The organism is Polaromonas sp., assembly GCF_012927415.1.
Classification (GTDB): domain Bacteria; phylum Pseudomonadota; class Gammaproteobacteria; order Burkholderiales; family Burkholderiaceae_C; genus Polaromonas.
The window spans coordinates 1-13,772 of sequence record NZ_JABBPF010000027.1 but is presented as its reverse complement, the minus strand read 5'-3'; the positions used below and the strand labels follow the sequence as shown (position 1 = coordinate 13,772).

At 57.8% G+C, this 13,772-nt stretch carries 15 protein-coding genes; 5 read left to right on the top strand and 10 right to left on the bottom strand.

Features of this window, described 5'->3' with window-relative positions:
* Positions 1–13: 13 nt before the first annotated feature.
* From rng to HHJ19_RS02685, 8 genes are all read right to left on the bottom strand, one after another.
* Entirely contained in the window at positions 14–1,513 is a 1,500-nt protein-coding gene (gene rng, locus HHJ19_RS02720; RefSeq protein ID WP_296903824.1) for a ribonuclease G, read from the bottom strand.
* A 19-nt stretch (positions 1,514–1,532) separates the two neighbouring features.
* The gene (locus HHJ19_RS02715) at positions 1,533–2,135 is read right to left on the bottom strand and encodes a nucleoside triphosphate pyrophosphatase (protein WP_296903823.1); all 603 of its coding nucleotides are present in this window, start codon (positions 2,133–2,135) and stop codon (positions 1,533–1,535) included.
* Between the two features lie 240 nt (positions 2,136–2,375).
* Positions 2,376–2,843, bottom strand: a complete 468-nt coding sequence (rlmH, locus tag HHJ19_RS02710) for a 23S rRNA (pseudouridine(1915)-N(3))-methyltransferase RlmH (RefSeq protein WP_296903821.1) — start codon at positions 2,841–2,843, stop codon at positions 2,376–2,378.
* A complete protein-coding gene (gene rsfS, locus HHJ19_RS02705) occupies positions 2,840–3,700 on the bottom strand; it encodes a ribosome silencing factor (protein ID WP_296903819.1) in 861 nt (286 codons plus the stop codon). Before rsfS ends, rlmH begins: the two co-directional genes overlap by 4 nt.
* A gap of 29 nt (positions 3,701–3,729) precedes the next feature.
* On the bottom strand, positions 3,730–4,362 hold the full coding sequence (gene nadD, locus HHJ19_RS02700) for a nicotinate (nicotinamide) nucleotide adenylyltransferase (protein WP_296903816.1): 633 nt from the start codon (positions 4,360–4,362) through the stop codon (positions 3,730–3,732).
* Positions 4,359–5,282 (bottom strand): oxygen-dependent coproporphyrinogen oxidase, encoded by a 924-nt coding sequence (gene hemF / locus HHJ19_RS02695; RefSeq protein WP_296903815.1) that lies wholly within the window; start codon positions 5,280–5,282, stop codon positions 4,359–4,361. Before hemF ends, nadD begins: the two co-directional genes overlap by 4 nt.
* Before the next feature lie 107 nt (positions 5,283–5,389).
* The gene (gene purD / locus HHJ19_RS02690; RefSeq protein WP_296903813.1) at positions 5,390–6,682 is read right to left on the bottom strand and encodes a phosphoribosylamine--glycine ligase; all 1,293 of its coding nucleotides are present in this window, start codon (positions 6,680–6,682) and stop codon (positions 5,390–5,392) included.
* 33 nt (positions 6,683–6,715) lie between these two features.
* Positions 6,716–7,441: a YebC/PmpR family DNA-binding transcriptional regulator gene (locus HHJ19_RS02685; RefSeq protein WP_296903811.1), complete on the bottom strand. Its 726-nt coding sequence runs from the start codon at positions 7,439–7,441 to the stop codon at positions 6,716–6,718.
* A gap of 94 nt (positions 7,442–7,535) precedes the next feature.
* On the opposite strand from HHJ19_RS02685, the gene HHJ19_RS02680 reads away from it, so the two are divergent.
* From HHJ19_RS02680 to HHJ19_RS02660, 5 genes are all read left to right on the top strand, one after another.
* Positions 7,536–9,053, top strand: coding sequence for a helicase HerA-like C-terminal domain-containing protein (locus tag HHJ19_RS02680; RefSeq protein WP_296903809.1), 1,518 nt, complete (start codon positions 7,536–7,538; stop codon positions 9,051–9,053).
* A gap of 35 nt (positions 9,054–9,088) precedes the next feature.
* Positions 9,089–9,718, top strand: coding sequence for a uracil phosphoribosyltransferase (gene upp / locus HHJ19_RS02675; RefSeq protein WP_296903807.1), 630 nt, complete (start codon positions 9,089–9,091; stop codon positions 9,716–9,718).
* Between the two features lie 92 nt (positions 9,719–9,810).
* Entirely contained in the window at positions 9,811–10,599 is a 789-nt protein-coding gene (gene aat / locus HHJ19_RS02670) for a leucyl/phenylalanyl-tRNA--protein transferase (RefSeq protein WP_296903805.1), read from the top strand.
* On the top strand, positions 10,596–11,351 hold the full coding sequence (locus HHJ19_RS02665; protein WP_296903803.1) for an arginyltransferase: 756 nt from the start codon (positions 10,596–10,598) through the stop codon (positions 11,349–11,351). The genes aat and HHJ19_RS02665 overlap by 4 nt, the downstream gene beginning before the upstream one ends.
* A gap of 99 nt (positions 11,352–11,450) precedes the next feature.
* Positions 11,451–12,230: an IclR family transcriptional regulator gene (locus HHJ19_RS02660; RefSeq protein ID WP_296903801.1), complete on the top strand. Its 780-nt coding sequence runs from the start codon at positions 11,451–11,453 to the stop codon at positions 12,228–12,230.
* Between the two features lie 28 nt (positions 12,231–12,258).
* Here HHJ19_RS02660 and HHJ19_RS02655 read toward each other — a convergent pair whose 3' ends face one another.
* Together HHJ19_RS02655 and HHJ19_RS02650 are read right to left on the bottom strand one after the other, a co-directional pair.
* The gene (locus HHJ19_RS02655; protein ID WP_296903799.1) at positions 12,259–13,335 is read right to left on the bottom strand and encodes a serine hydrolase; all 1,077 of its coding nucleotides are present in this window, start codon (positions 13,333–13,335) and stop codon (positions 12,259–12,261) included.
* 200 nt (positions 13,336–13,535) lie between these two features.
* A partial coding sequence (locus HHJ19_RS02650) for an alpha-isopropylmalate synthase regulatory domain-containing protein (protein WP_296903797.1) occupies positions 13,536–13,772 on the bottom strand: 237 nt, incomplete at its 5' end.

The window sequence follows — 13,772 nt, the reverse complement described above, 5'->3', positions numbered from 1 at the left end:
GTGAATCGGCCGCTTACAGCAACACGATGTCGTAATGCTCCTGCGCCATGACCGCCTCGGCCTGCAGGGAAATGGGCTTGCCGATAAAGTCGCTCAGGCTCGCCAGATGATGGCTTTCCTCATCCAGGAAGAGCTCGATTACCTTGGGCGAGGCCACAACCCTGAATTCCCGCGGATTGAACTGGCGCGCCTCACGCAGAATTTCCCGCAGGATGTCATAGGTCACGCTGCGCGCGGTTTTGACGACACCCTTGCCGGCGCAAGAGCTGCATGGCTCGCACAACTGATGAGCCAGCGACTCACGGGTTCGCTTGCGCGTCATTTCCAGCAAGCCCAGCGCCGAGAAGCCATTCACCGCTGTCTTGATACGGTCCCGCGCGAGCTGCTTTTTGAATTCGCCCAATACCGCATCGCGGTGGTTTTCCCTGCTCATATCAATAAAATCGACGACCACGATGCCGCCGAGATTGCGCAGACGAAGCTGCCGGGCAATCGCTTGCGCCGCTTCCAGATTCGTTTTGTAAATGGTTTCGTCGAAATTGCGTGCGCCAACAAATCCACCCGTGTTCACGTCGATGGTGGTCAGGGCTTCCGTCTGGTCTATCACCAGATACCCGCCCGATTTAAGGTCCACCCGACGGCCCAGCGCCTTGGTAATTTCCTCGTCAATGCTGAATAAATCAAAAATCGGCCGCTCACCACTGTACAGCTGAAACTTTTGCACCGTCGCTGGCATGAACTCGACCGCAAAGGCTTTCAGCTTTTCAAACTGCTCGCGTGAGTCGATACGAATGGTCTGCGTATGCTCCAGCACCATGTCGCGCAACACCCGCTGCAGCAGATTCAGGTCCTGATGCAACACCGATGCTGCCGGCAGGCGCAACGATGCCTCCTTGATGCGTACCCAGGTTTTTCGCAGATATGCGATGTCTTCAGCCAGTTCTGCATCGGTGGCATCTTCCCCGTTGGTCCGAAGAATGAAACCACCGCTCAAGTCACCGGAGAGCGCCTGCACGCGCCGCCGTAGCTCTTCACGTTGCCGGGGTGGAATTTTCTGCGATACGCCGATGTGATTGTCCTGTGGCAAAAAAACCAGCAGCCGACCGGCAATGCTGATTTGCGCCGTCAGCCGCGCGCCTTTGGTGCCCATGGCGTCCTTGAGCACCTGTACCATCACGGCCTGGCCCTCAAAAAGCTGTTTTTCAATCGGCAGCAGGAGCGCAGCAGGTTGCGGTGATGATGTCGCGGATGCCTGGGTTTCGGGCTCAACGTGCCTGCTGTTGATACTGCTCATCAGGTCGGCAACATGCAAAAAAGCGGCCCGATCCAAGCCAATGTCTATGAACGCGGATTGCATGCCGGGCAGCACCCGCGCCACCTTGCCCAGATAGACATTACCGACGAGTCCACGCTCAAGCGTGCGTTCGACCTGCAACTCCTGCACCGCGCCAAGTTCAACCACGGCAACCCGCGTCTCCTGCGGCGACCAATTAATCAGGATTTCTTGTTGCATTTTTTTTAAAGAATTGAGGCTAGATTATCAAACCTGACGCCTGCAACAATGAGGCGGTTTCCCACAAAGGGAGCCCCATGATGCCACTGTAACTGCCACTGATGCGGGTGATGTGCATCGCCACCCTCCCTTGAATGGCATAAGCTCCCGCCTTGCCCATGGGCTCACCAGTAGCGACATAGTCCTGGATCTGCGCGGCCGTCATGGGCTCAAAACTGACGCGGGAGGTGCTGAGCGCTTCAAATCGATTCTGCCCCTGCTGCACCGCAACGGCAGTCAGAACGCGGTGCATGTTGCCGGCCAGTTCGCCCAGCATGCGTTGGGCATCACCGGCGTCATCAGGCTTGCCGTAAATGACGCGTCCCAGCGCCACCGTGGTGTCGGAGCAAAGAATGCGTGCAGGTGGAAGTTTTCGCTGCATCAGACGCACCATGGCGGCATCAAGTTTGAGTCCGGTGACCCGCTTGACATACGCGGCCGGGAGCTCATTTTTCAAGGCAACCTCCAGTGCTTCAGCATCCTCGCCAGAATCGGGCAAAAGTAACTCATAGCGAATGCCAAGCTGCTCCAGCAACTGGCGTCGCCTTGGGCTTTGGGAGGCCAAATAGACAAAATCAGCCATGGATGCTCACTCGCCTTGGGACCAAAGTGGCCCCACCGAACGAAGAGCCCGGCCTTCCCAAGCGAAGTTCAGCCCCTTGGGGGGCAGCGTATGGCACACGGTGAAAAGCGTAGGTGCATTGTTGCGCCGGGGCCACCTCCTCACGCCAGCAGGGGCCGCGGAACCGGCTTTGCCGGGCCGCAGGCGCAGCGGCCCCCTCGGGGGGCAGCGCAGTACGCGAAGCGACAAGCGTGGGGGCCATTATTCTCGGTGATAGGGGTGATTAATGGTAATGCTCCAGGCCCGGTAGAGCTGCTCAATCAGCAGCACGCGCACCATGGCGTGCGGCAGGGTCAGGTCCGAAAGACGAATGCGCTCGTGGGCCAACTGCTTGAAACCGGCATCGAGCCCGTCTGGCCCGCCGATCACGATGGCCACATCATCGCCTGACAATTGCCAGGCTTTGAGTTTTTCGGCGAGTGCCATGGTGGTGACAGCCGTGCCACGCTCATCAAGCGCCACGATGCGGCATCCCCGTGAGATCGCGCCTTCAATACGCGCACGTTCGGCAGTCAAGAGGTTTTCCAGCGTTTTGGAGGCGCGCGGCTCTGTCTTGACGGCCTTGAGTTCGAGCTTCAGCTCGGGCGGAAAACGTTTGGCGTAGTCGTCATAAGCTGTCTGCGCCCAGTCGGGCACCTTCTGACCAACTGCGACTATCGTCAGCCTCATTCGTCCCGGGTCATGGTTTTTCTGGCGGCGGCCTTTTTCGCAACCGGCTTTTTAAGCGCTGTTTTGGTGGCCGCCTTTACGGCGACTTTTTTCGCAGTCACTTTTTTGGCGGCAGGTATTTTGACAATCGGCGTTTTGGCGGGTGCCTTTTTGACAGCCACTTTTTTTACTACCGCCTTGACTTCTGTCTTGACCGGTTTTCTGGTCCGGACGGGTTTGGCTTCAGGCTCCGCGGCGGGCGCGGTGGCATTTCGCTTGGCAGTCCAGTCGTTGGTCTTGCCGACCCGGCCGACATACGTGCCGTCATCTGTCCGCGCGATTTTCTTGGCCGCAGGCACGGCTTCGTCCCTGGCGCCTTTCGCGATCCGGGACGGCTTGACTGGTGATTTGGACTTGCTGCCAGCGCGCGACCTCGCAGGCTTGGCCTCTTCCTTGGGTTCAGCTTTCGCCACTTTGACCAGCGGGGCTGGCGCGCCCAGCTTGAGCTTGATGGGTTTGTCGCCCCACAGCTCTTCCAGGTTGTAGTACTGGCGAATCGTCGGCTGCATGATGTGCGCGACGGCGGCGCCACAATCGACAATAATCCACTCGCCGTTTTCCTCACCTTCAATGCGGGGCTTTGCAAAACCGGCATCGCGCACCGCATCGCGCACGCTGGCGGCGAGCGCCTTGGTCTGGCGATTGGAACTGCCGGAGGCGATGATCACGCGCTCAAAGAGTGACGTAATGTGTTCTGTATCAAACACCTGAATGTCCTGCGCCTTGACGTCTTCCAGCCCATCAATAATTGCGCGCTGCAATTTCTGGACGTCTTTCTTGCCTTCGGTGCTGGGGGTTTTGACAGTGGTGGAGGTCATGCAGTGCTTCGCTTCAATGAAGATGAAAATTAACGGGAACGGTACAGCCGATGGAGTGAAATATAACGCGCAACCGGCGCGGGGACCAGTTGGGCGATTTCTCCGGCGCTGGCGGAACCCAAGGCCATCAACTGGCGAACCTGAGTAGCACTAACGGACATCAGCGGCAGCTGGAGTGTGAAAAAGCGGTTATTGTGCGACGCGTAAGCATCAAATTGAGTTTGAGCCAGCGTGGATTGTGCGCGATCAGCTATGCAAATTATAGCAAGTTCGAGAATCTCATGCCATTTGTGCCATTGCCTGAAACTTGAAAACTGGTCCGCCCCAATAAAGAGGTAAAGCTCGGCCTGCGGATTTTCGGCTTGAAGGGCCTGCAGGGTATCAATCGTGAAGGTCGGCCCGGCGCGCTGCAACTCACGCTCATCCACCACAACGCGCGGCAGATTTTCAAACGCCAGCCGGCTCATGGCCAGGCGGTGTCGCGGCGCGCTCAGCACCCTGGCCTTATGCCAGGCCTGGCCGGTCGGAATGATGTACAAAGTGCTGAGGTCGAATTGCTCCAGCGCCGCTTTGGCCAGTTCGACGTGGGCATTGTGCGGCGGGTCAAATGCGCCGCCGAACACGCCAATGCGCTTGAGACCGGTCGCGGTTTCGGCGCTCAAACCCACTCCCGTCTGGAAAGAAACTCCTTGCCGAGTCGCTCTTCGGGCGATCCGGCTTCAATCGGGCGTTGGTAAGACCAGCTCGCCAGCGGCGGCATCGACAGAAGAATCGACTCGGTGCGCCCGCCCGATTGCAGGCCAAAGTGCGTGCCACGGTCCCACACCAGGTTGAACTCTACGTAACGGCCGCGCCGATAAAGCTGGAAGTCGCGCTCGCGCTCCCCATAAACACAGCCTTTGCGGCGCTCGACAATAGGCAGGTAGGCCTGCAGGAAGGCATCACCCACACTGCGCATCATGGCAAAGCTCTGATCTAAACCAAGTTCCTGAAAGTCGTCGAAGAACACCCCCCCGATGCCGCGCTGTTCATGGCGGTGCTTGAGGTAGAAGTATTCGTCGCACCATTGCTTGAAGCGGGGGTATTTGTCGTCGCCGAACGGCGCAAGCGCATCTTTGCAGACCTGGTGGAAGTGCACGGCATCTTCATCGAAACCGTAGTAAGGCGTCAGATCCATGCCGCCGCCAAACCAGCAGACCGGCTCGCCATCTCCGCTGGCGGGGGTCGCCGCCAGCATGCGAACATTCATGTGAACCGTCGGCACGTAAGGATTGCGGGGGTGAAACACCAGCGACACGCCCATGGCCTCGAACGGCGCGCCGGCCAGTTCAGGGCGATGCTGGGTCGCAGACGGCGGCAAGGTGGCCCCTTGCACATGCGAGAAACCGCAGCCTGCCCGCTCAAACACCTGGCCCCGCTCGAGGATTTTGGTAATACCACTACCCTGCAAGGCTTCACCCGGCTCCTTTTGCCAGCCGTCAGTGATGAAGGTCTCACCGTCGACTTCGGCAATCGCGTTCGTAATGCGCTCCTGCAGCCCAAGTAAAAAAATTCGCACGGTTGAAATGTCAATGCTGTTCATAGCTCAATGGTAATTGCCCGGCCCAAGCGCAACATCGCGCCACAACCGGCTCTTGCGGGAAGGGTCGAAGCCAGCGTCCAGCGAAATTTACCCATATGTTGTTCGCGTCAGGATTTGATGGCCCGGTAGCCGATATCCTTGCGGTACTGAGCGCCGGCAAAATTAATTCGGCGGGCGACTTCATAGGCTCGCTGCTGGGCCTCTTTTACCGTGCTGCCAAGCGCGGTCACGCACAACACGCGACCGCCCGAGGTGACGGTGCTGTCGTCCTGCTTTTGCGTTCCGGCGTGGAACACCACCGCATCGTCAGTTGCCTGGGGCAAACCATGAATGACATCGCCCTTGCGCGGATGGAGCGGATAGCCGTGCGCCGCCATCACCACACCCAGGGCCGGGCGGCGGTCCCACTCCAGAACAACCTGGTCGAGCATACCGGAGGTGGCCGCCATCATCACCTCAAAAAAGTCGGTTTTCAGACGCATCATGATGGGCTGGGTTTCGGGGTCGCCCATGCGGCAGTTGAATTCCAGCGTCTTCGCAAAGCCCTGGGCGTCAATCATCAGCCCGGCGTACAGAAAACCGGTGAAGGGAATACCGTCTTTTTCCATGCCCTTGATGGTGGGCAGGATGATTTCGCGCATGGCGCGCGCATGCACATCGGGCGTCACCACCGGCGCTGGCGAATAAGCGCCCATGCCGCCGGTATTGGGGCCCTGGTCACCATCGAGCAAACGTTTGTGGTCCTGGCTGGTGGCCATGGTGGCCACATTCTTGCCGTCGCACATCACGATGAAGCTGGCTTCCTCGCCCTGCAAGAATTCTTCAATGACGACGCGCGCACCGCCCTCGTTGTGCCTCACACCCAACGGGTTGAACTCGGGGTCGGGCGCAAGCATGAACTCGATCGCTTCATGGGCCTCATGCAGCGTCATGGCCACTACCACGCCTTTGCCGGCCGCCAGGCCATCGGCTTTGATAACAATCGGCGCGCCTTTTTCATCCACATAAGCATGCGCCGCCGCCGCATCGTTAAAGGTCTCGTAGTCGGCGGTCGGAATCTGGTGACGCTTCATGAAAGCTTTGGAAAACGCTTTGGAACTTTCCAGTTGAGCTGCGGCTTTGGTCGGGCCAAATACCCGCAAGCCGTGCTGGCGAAATTCATCGACGATGCCGGCAGCAAGCGGCTGCTCAGGGCCGATCACCGTCAGTGCTATTTTTTCGATAGCTGCCCATGCCCGCAAAGCCTGGACGTCGGTAATATTTATATTCTCAAGCCGCGAATCAAGCGCCGTCCCGCCATTGCCCGGCGCGACGTAAACCGCCTGCACCCTGGGCGACTGGGCCAGTTTCCAGGCCAAGGCATGCTCACGGCCACCGCCGCCCACCACTAAAACTTTCATGCTGCAGCTTTCATTGTTGCGTGTTGTATCTGCTTATTCGGAAAGCTCGGCGTTATGAAAAACTTCCTGCGTGTCGTCCAGGTCTTCCAGCACATCCAGCAGCCTTTGCATCTTCGCTGCATCGTCGCCCGACATTTCAATCGGGTTGTCAGCGCGCATGGTGATTTCGGCGAGTTCGGGCTTCAGGCCTGCCGCTTCCAGCGCGTTTTTGACCGCCTCGAAGGCGGTATAAGGGGTCAGCACTTCGATCGCGCCGTCGTCATGCGCAATGACGTCGTCGGCACCGGCTTCAAGTGCCACTTCCATCACCTTGTCTTCGCTTGTGCCGGGCGCAAAAATCAACTGGCCACAGTGTTTGAACTGGAACACCACCGAGCCTTCAGTGCCCATGTTGCCGCCGTGCTTGGAAAACGCATGGCGAACTTCGGCCACGGTGCGCACCCGGTTATCGGTCATGCAGTCCACCAGAACGGCTGCACCGCCTATGCCATAGCCTTCGTAGCGCACCTCTTCATAGTGAACGCCTTCAAGGCTGCCGGTGGCTTTGGCAATCCCGTATTTGACGTTTTCAGACGGCATATTGGCCGCTTTGGCTTTTTCCACTGCCAGACGCAAGCGCGGATTGGTTCCCAGATCACCGCCGCCCATGCGGGCAGCCACCATGATCTCGCGCATGACGCGGGTCCAGACACGCTGGCGCTTTTCGTCCTGCCGACCCTTGCGGTGTTGAATATTCGCCCATTTACTATGACCAGCCACGGCAAATCCTTTTGCAATTGATTTAATCTACTCGTTTGCATTTTACTTTTCGCTTATCTTTACTACTGAAGTTTTCTCTGGACCCCTCAAAACTATGGCCGAGCTGCTCCTCATTGCAAAAAATTCCTTGACTCAGTGCGAACTGCTGCCTGCCTTGGCCAATCGCCACGGCCTCATCACAGGCGCCACCGGCACCGGCAAGACAGTGACTTTGCAAACCCTGGCCGAGAATTTTTCGAAAATAGGCGTTCCGGTCTTCATGGCCGACGTCAAGGGTGACCTGAGCGGTATCAGTCAAGCGGGCCGCATGGGCGAAAAAATGGCTGGTATCCTGAAGGAGCGCGGTATTGAAGCAGCCGAGCCGCTCGCCTGCCCCACTACGCTATGGGATGTTTTCGGTGAGCAGGGCCACCCTGTGCGCGCCACCGTTTCCGACATGGGTCCGCTGCTGCTAGGCCGCATGCTTAACCTCAACGAGACCCAAGCCGGCGTGCTCAACCTGGTGTTCAAGATCGCCGATGACAACGGCATGCTGCTGCTCGACCTGAAGGATCTGCGCGCCATGCTGCAGTATGTGGGAGACAACGCCAGTGAATTCACCACAAAATATGGCAACGTCAGCGCTGCGAGCGTGGGAGCCATTCAGCGTGAGCTGATGCAGATCGAGACGCAGGGAGGCCAAAAATTCTTTGGCGAGCCCATGCTCAACATCAGCGACTTCATGCAGACCGACGGCGCCGGGCATGGCGTGGTCAATATTCTGGCAGCCGACAAGTTGATGAATTCGCCGCGCCTTTACGCTACTTTTTTGCTCTGGATGTTGTCCGAGCTGTTCGAGCAACTGCCGGAGATTGGCGACCCCGAACAGCCCAAGCTGGTCTTCTTCTTTGACGAGGCCCATTTGCTCTTCAATGAGGCCCCCAAAGTGTTGATTGAGCGTATTGAGCTGGTGGTGCGCCTGGTGCGTTCCAAAGGCGTGGGGGTTTATTTTGTGACCCAAAACCCGCTAGACATTCCAGATAGCGTGCTGGCGCAGCTCGGCAACCGGGTGCAGCACGCGCTGCGCGCCTACACGCCGCGAGACCAGAAAGCCGTCAAGGCCACCGCCCAGACTATGCGGCAAAAACCCGGACTGGATATTGAAGCGGCCATAACGGAGTTGGCGGTAGGCGAAGCGCTGGTGAGTTTTCTCGACGACAAGGGTCGTCCGAGTGTGACCGAGCGGGCCTACGTGCTGCCGCCGGGCAGCCAGATTGGCCCCATCTCGACCGAGCAGCGGCAGACACTGATGCAAAACTCACTGGTGGCCGGTGTCTATGAAAAGGAGATCGACCGTCAATCGGCATACGAAAAACTGCAGGAACGCGCACAGACTTCCACTGCAGGAGCGGCAAATGCACCCTATGGTGGCGCCGCCGGCCAGGCTGCTTCAGGCGGCATTCTGGGTGGACTCAACGATGTGCTTTTCGGCACCACGGGGCCGCGCGGAGCCAAGCACGACGGCCTGGCGCAGAGCATGGCCAGGTCTGCGGTCCGGACCATGGGCTCCAGCGTCGGCCGTGAAATCATCCGGGGCGTGCTGGGCAGCCTGTTTGGCGGCAGCAAGCGCTGACCTTCCCCATTAACTTCAGGAAAGCCAAAAGTTTCATGAGCAACGTTCATCTGATCAACCACCCGCTGGTGCAGCACAAGCTGACGCTGATGCGCCGCAAGGACGCTTCCACCAACACCTTTCGCACGCTGCTCACCGAACTCAGCAGCCTGATGGCCTATGAGGTCCTGCGTGACATGCCGCTTCAGGACATTGAAGTCGAGACACCCCTGGAAACCATGACGGGCAAGGTAATTGATGGCAAAAAGCTGGTGTTTGTCTCCATACTGCGCGCTGGCAACGGCATTCTTGAAGGCATGCTCAGCGTGGTCCCCGGCGCACGCGTGGGCCATGTCGGCCTTTACCGCGACCCGCAAACCCTGGAGCCGGTCGAGTATTACTTCAAGATGCCACAGGAAATGCAAGAGCGGGACATCGTCATCGTCGACCCGATGCTGGCCACTGGCAATTCGGCCATTGCGGCGGTGACACGCCTGAAGCAGCTCAAGCCCAGGTCCATCAAGTTTGTCTGCCTGCTGACTTGCCCGGAAGGCGTGGCCGCACTGCAAAAAGCACATCCCGATGTCGCGATTTACACCGCCGCGATTGACCGGCAGCTCAATGAGCACGGCTACATACTGCCAGGCCTGGGCGATGCCGGTGATCGTATTTTTGGAACAAAATAAGCTTTACGTCGAGGTTTTCCGGATCTTCTTTGCTATTAAATATATAGCTTTAGCCGGCTACCTTGCGATCACACTGCGGAGCTGATGCATTCATGGCACAGACTGTTCACACGCCCGGGACGTTAGCCACGCCCGTCCCCTGGCTGGCTGCGGGACAGGCTTTTCCTCCCCTTGAAACCGCCTGGGGTCAGGAAGACCCGGCACCGGGTCTGTTGGCCGCTGGAGCGACGCTGGATGTGCCGACGCTGCTCCAGGCCTATTCGCTCGGTATTTTTCCCTGGTTCAGCCCGGGCCAGCCGGTGCTTTGGTGGAGCCCTGACCCGCGCATGGTCTTGCAAACCCGTTATTTCAGGCTGCATCGGTCGCTGCGCCAGAGCCTGCTCCGTTTCAGCAAGAATCCCGGCTGTGAAATCAGGTTCGACAGCGCCTTCGAGCAGGTTATCGAGGCCTGCTCGGGAAAACCCCGGGTAGGTCAGGATGGCACCTGGATCGTTCCCGACATGGTTCAGGCCTACATAGCCTTGCACCGGGCAGGCCACGCGCACAGTGTGGAAACCTGGGTCAACGGCGAACTCGCGGGGGGGCTGTATTGCGTCAACCTGGGAAAAATGGTGTTCGGTGAATCCATGTTCGCCCACCAGACCGACGCTTCCAAAATAGCACTGGCGGCGCTGCTGGGATTTTGCCGAGCGCAAAACATCCCGATGATTGATTGCCAGCAAGATACCCGTCATCTTGCCTCATTGGGGGCAGCGGAAATCAGCCGCGCCGAATTCGTGCTTCACATCAACCGAAAGGTGAAGAAAACCGCCCCGCGCTGGTCCTTCGAGCCCGTATACTGGAATGAAATTTTGACTGCTGGAACGCCTGAACCACAGTGACGCACCTCAAAGACCTGCCACTGCAAACGCTGCAGTTTTACGCGACAGCGCCCTATCCCTGCAGCTATCTGCCAGGCCGGCAGGCACGCTCCCAGGTTGCAACGCCCAGCCACCTGATCCACAACGACGCGTACTCGGAACTCGTTACCCAGGGATTCAGGCGCAGCGGCATGTTTACCTACCGTCCCTACTGCGAGGGCTGCCAGGCCTGCGTGCCTCTGCGCGTGGTGGTAAACGACTTCAAGGCGGACCGGAGCCAGCGCAGAGCCTGGAACCGGCACCAGACCCTGCAGGTACGCACCCTCAAATTGTGCTTCCTCCCGGAGCACTACCAGCTTTACCTGCACTACCAGAACAGTCGCCACGCTGGCGGCGGCATGGACCACGACAGCACTGACCAGTACACCCAATTCTTGTTGCAAAGCCGCGTCAATTCACGCCTGGTGGAGTTTCGCGAAAGTCTGCCCAATGGGGAGGCTGGCCCGCTCAAGATGGTTTCCATATTGGATGTCCTGGAAGACGGAATCTCTGCGGTATATACCTTTTACGAACCCGAGGCGCGAACCAGCTACGGCAACTTCAGCGTGCTCTGGCAGATAGAGCAGGCGAGGCGGCTTGGCCTTCCTTACCTGTATCTCGGCTACTGGATCGCCCAAAGCCCAAAAATGAATTACAAGCTCGGATTCTGTCCCAATGAAGTACTGCGCGAAGGTCATTGGGTGGCTTCGGCAGTCAAGGCGGCCAAAAATTAAATCGGTCAAGCCTGTCAAGATACCGGTGGTACCTGAGGCAATACATCACCAGATGCACATCAATTTCATAGGGTAAAATTTTGTGCAGAAAGTCTGCACATGAAAAAGCCCGACAGCCTGGTTCCCGCAACCCCAACCGTTCAGGTCATAGAACGCATTTTTACCTTGCTGGAAATCCTGGCGACGCGTGAAGAAGCACTATCACTGAAAGAAATCAGTGAAAAATCAGGGCTTCACCCATCGACCGCGCACCGGATCCTGAATGATCTGGCGACGGGGCGTTTTGTCGACCGACCGGCAACCGGCAACTACCGGTTGGGCATGCGCCTGCTGGAGTTGGGCAACCTTGTAAAAGCCCGTCTGAATGTGCGTGACGCAGCGCTCATTCCGATGCGGGAGCTGCACAAACTCACCCAGCAGCCCGTCAATCTGAGCATGCGGCAGGGAGACGAAATTGTCTATGTCGAACGTGCCTACAGCGAGCGCTCCGGGATGCAGGTGGTGCGCGCCATTGGCGGTCGGGCACCGTTGCATCTGACTTCGGTTGGCAAGCTGTTTCTGGCGTCCGACGATCCCCAGCGGCTGCGCACCTATGCAGCGCGTACCGGATTACCCGGGCAAACACGCAACAGCATCACGGAATTGCCCATCCTGGAAAGGGAGCTCTCCAAAGCCCGGCAGTATGGTATCGCCCGCGACAACGAAGAGCTGGAAATGGGGGTTCGCTGCATGGCAGCCGGCATTTATGACGACCAGAGCCAGCTGGTGGCTGGGTTGTCTATCTCGGCTCCCGCTGATCGGCTCGACGAACAATGGTTGCCCAAGCTGCAGGCAACGGCCAATGAAATTTCCGCCACGCTTGGCTACAGGTTTCGATAAAAAATGACTGCCGGCCAGACGCCACTCTTTAACCGCTTATTTCCTTGGCCGATGCGCTAATGCGTACTTTCTGATCAGTCACCGGATTTGACTCGACCCAGCGACGCACGCGCTCGGCATCACCCAGCCGACTCAGCTTGCCAGCAGAATCCAGAAATACCATGATCAGTTTGCGGCCTGCAATTTTGGTTTGCATTACCAGGCATTGACCGGCTTCTGAGATGTAGCCGGTTTTCTGCAACCCAATGTCCCAATCGGGATTTTTTACCAAGCGGTTGGTATTGTTGTATTGCAGCGTACGGTTGCCGACTGCGACCTGGTAACCCGGAGAAGTAGTCAACTCACGAAGCATGGGGTCGCCGTGCGCGGCATTTACCAGCGTGGCCAAATCCTGCGCGCTGGACTGGTTACGACTGGACAAGCCCGTAGGCTCTGCATAACTGGTGTCATGCATGCCCAGCATCTTTGCCTTGGCATTCATCAGGCTGACAAACGTTGCCAAGCCTCCAGGATAAGTGCGGCCCAAAGCATGCGCCGCACGGTTTTCGCTGGACATCAGGGCTAAATGCAGCAGCTCGCCGCGCGTCAGCGTAGTGCCAACCCCGAGTCGTGAACTACTGTGTTTTTCGGTATCGACATCATCTTGCGTGACAGTGATCATTTCATCCAGCGGCAACTTGGCGCCGCTGACAATCACCCCGGTCATCAATTTGGTCAGCGAGGCGATTGGCAGCACCGCGTGATCATTCTTGCTGAAGAGTACTTCACGGGTGTCCTGGTCAATGACAAGTGCAACGCTCGACTTCAAATCCAGCGAATCCTGAGCGCCGTGGAGGCCTGCAATCTGGCCAAAGGAGGGCTTGGCAGGAACGATTGAGTACAAAATCGGATGGCGTTTGACGCTGGCGGCGAAGCGGGCGCTCTTGCGGGCGGAGACTACTTTTTTACCCGCCGTAACCTTGACCACAACGACTTTGCCAGTGTGAGGCTTTTTCACAATCGCGCGTTTGGCGGCTGCCGCGTTGGCAGCCGGTGCGGCAAAGGCAACAGATAAAGCTAGGAATCCAACGATTTTTAATGCGCGATTCAAAATCTGAATAGACATGGTGAGATTGCCTGCTTTGGGTTGCAATGAATGAATGGCTGCAGTGTATAGAAATAGAAAAAGTCACGCAATATCAAAAACTTGCATGACTTTCTTAAAAACATTTTTAATGTGGCTATTTCAGATGCATCGCACCCCGAGCGGCATTCATACAGCGCTTCAAGTTGTTGAATACAAACAGCTTTTTTTACTGATTTAAATTAGCCCTGGGCAGCGACACGGTCGGCTTTGCTTTGAAGTTTATTTAACGCGCTCAGGTAAGCCTTGGCTGATGCGACGACGATATCCGGGTCTGAGCCCACGCCGTTCACCACACGACCGCTGTTTTGCAGACGCACGGTTACTTCCCCCTGGCTTTCTGTCGAGCCGCTGATGGCATTCACGGAATACAGCACCATCTCCGCACCGCTTTTGACGTGCGCCTCGATCGCCTTGAG

Excerpts from the sequence above, each read along its gene's own strand:
- rng (WP_296903824.1), bottom strand. The coding sequence starts at position 1,513 with ATGCAACAAGAAATCCTGATTAATTGGTCGCCGCAGGAGACGCGGGTT.
- HHJ19_RS02715 (WP_296903823.1), bottom strand. The coding sequence starts at position 2,135 with ATGGCTGATTTTGTCTATTTGGCCTCCCAAAGCCCAAGGCGACGCCAG.
- rlmH (WP_296903821.1), bottom strand. The coding sequence starts at position 2,843 with ATGAGGCTGACGATAGTCGCAGTTGGTCAGAAGGTGCCCGACTGGGCG.
- rsfS (WP_296903819.1), bottom strand. The coding sequence starts at position 3,700 with ATGACCTCCACCACTGTCAAAACCCCCAGCACCGAAGGCAAGAAAGAC.
- hemF (WP_296903815.1), bottom strand. The coding sequence starts at position 5,282 with ATGAACAGCATTGACATTTCAACCGTGCGAATTTTTTTACTTGGGCTG.
- purD (WP_296903813.1), bottom strand. The coding sequence starts at position 6,682 with ATGAAAGTTTTAGTGGTGGGCGGCGGTGGCCGTGAGCATGCCTTGGCC.
- HHJ19_RS02680 (WP_296903809.1), top strand. The coding sequence starts at position 7,536 with ATGGCCGAGCTGCTCCTCATTGCAAAAAATTCCTTGACTCAGTGCGAA.
- upp (WP_296903807.1), top strand. The coding sequence starts at position 9,089 with ATGAGCAACGTTCATCTGATCAACCACCCGCTGGTGCAGCACAAGCTG.
- aat (WP_296903805.1), top strand. The coding sequence starts at position 9,811 with ATGGCACAGACTGTTCACACGCCCGGGACGTTAGCCACGCCCGTCCCC.
- HHJ19_RS02660 (WP_296903801.1), top strand. The coding sequence starts at position 11,451 with ATGAAAAAGCCCGACAGCCTGGTTCCCGCAACCCCAACCGTTCAGGTC.
- HHJ19_RS02655 (WP_296903799.1), bottom strand. The coding sequence starts at position 13,335 with ATGTCTATTCAGATTTTGAATCGCGCATTAAAAATCGTTGGATTCCTA.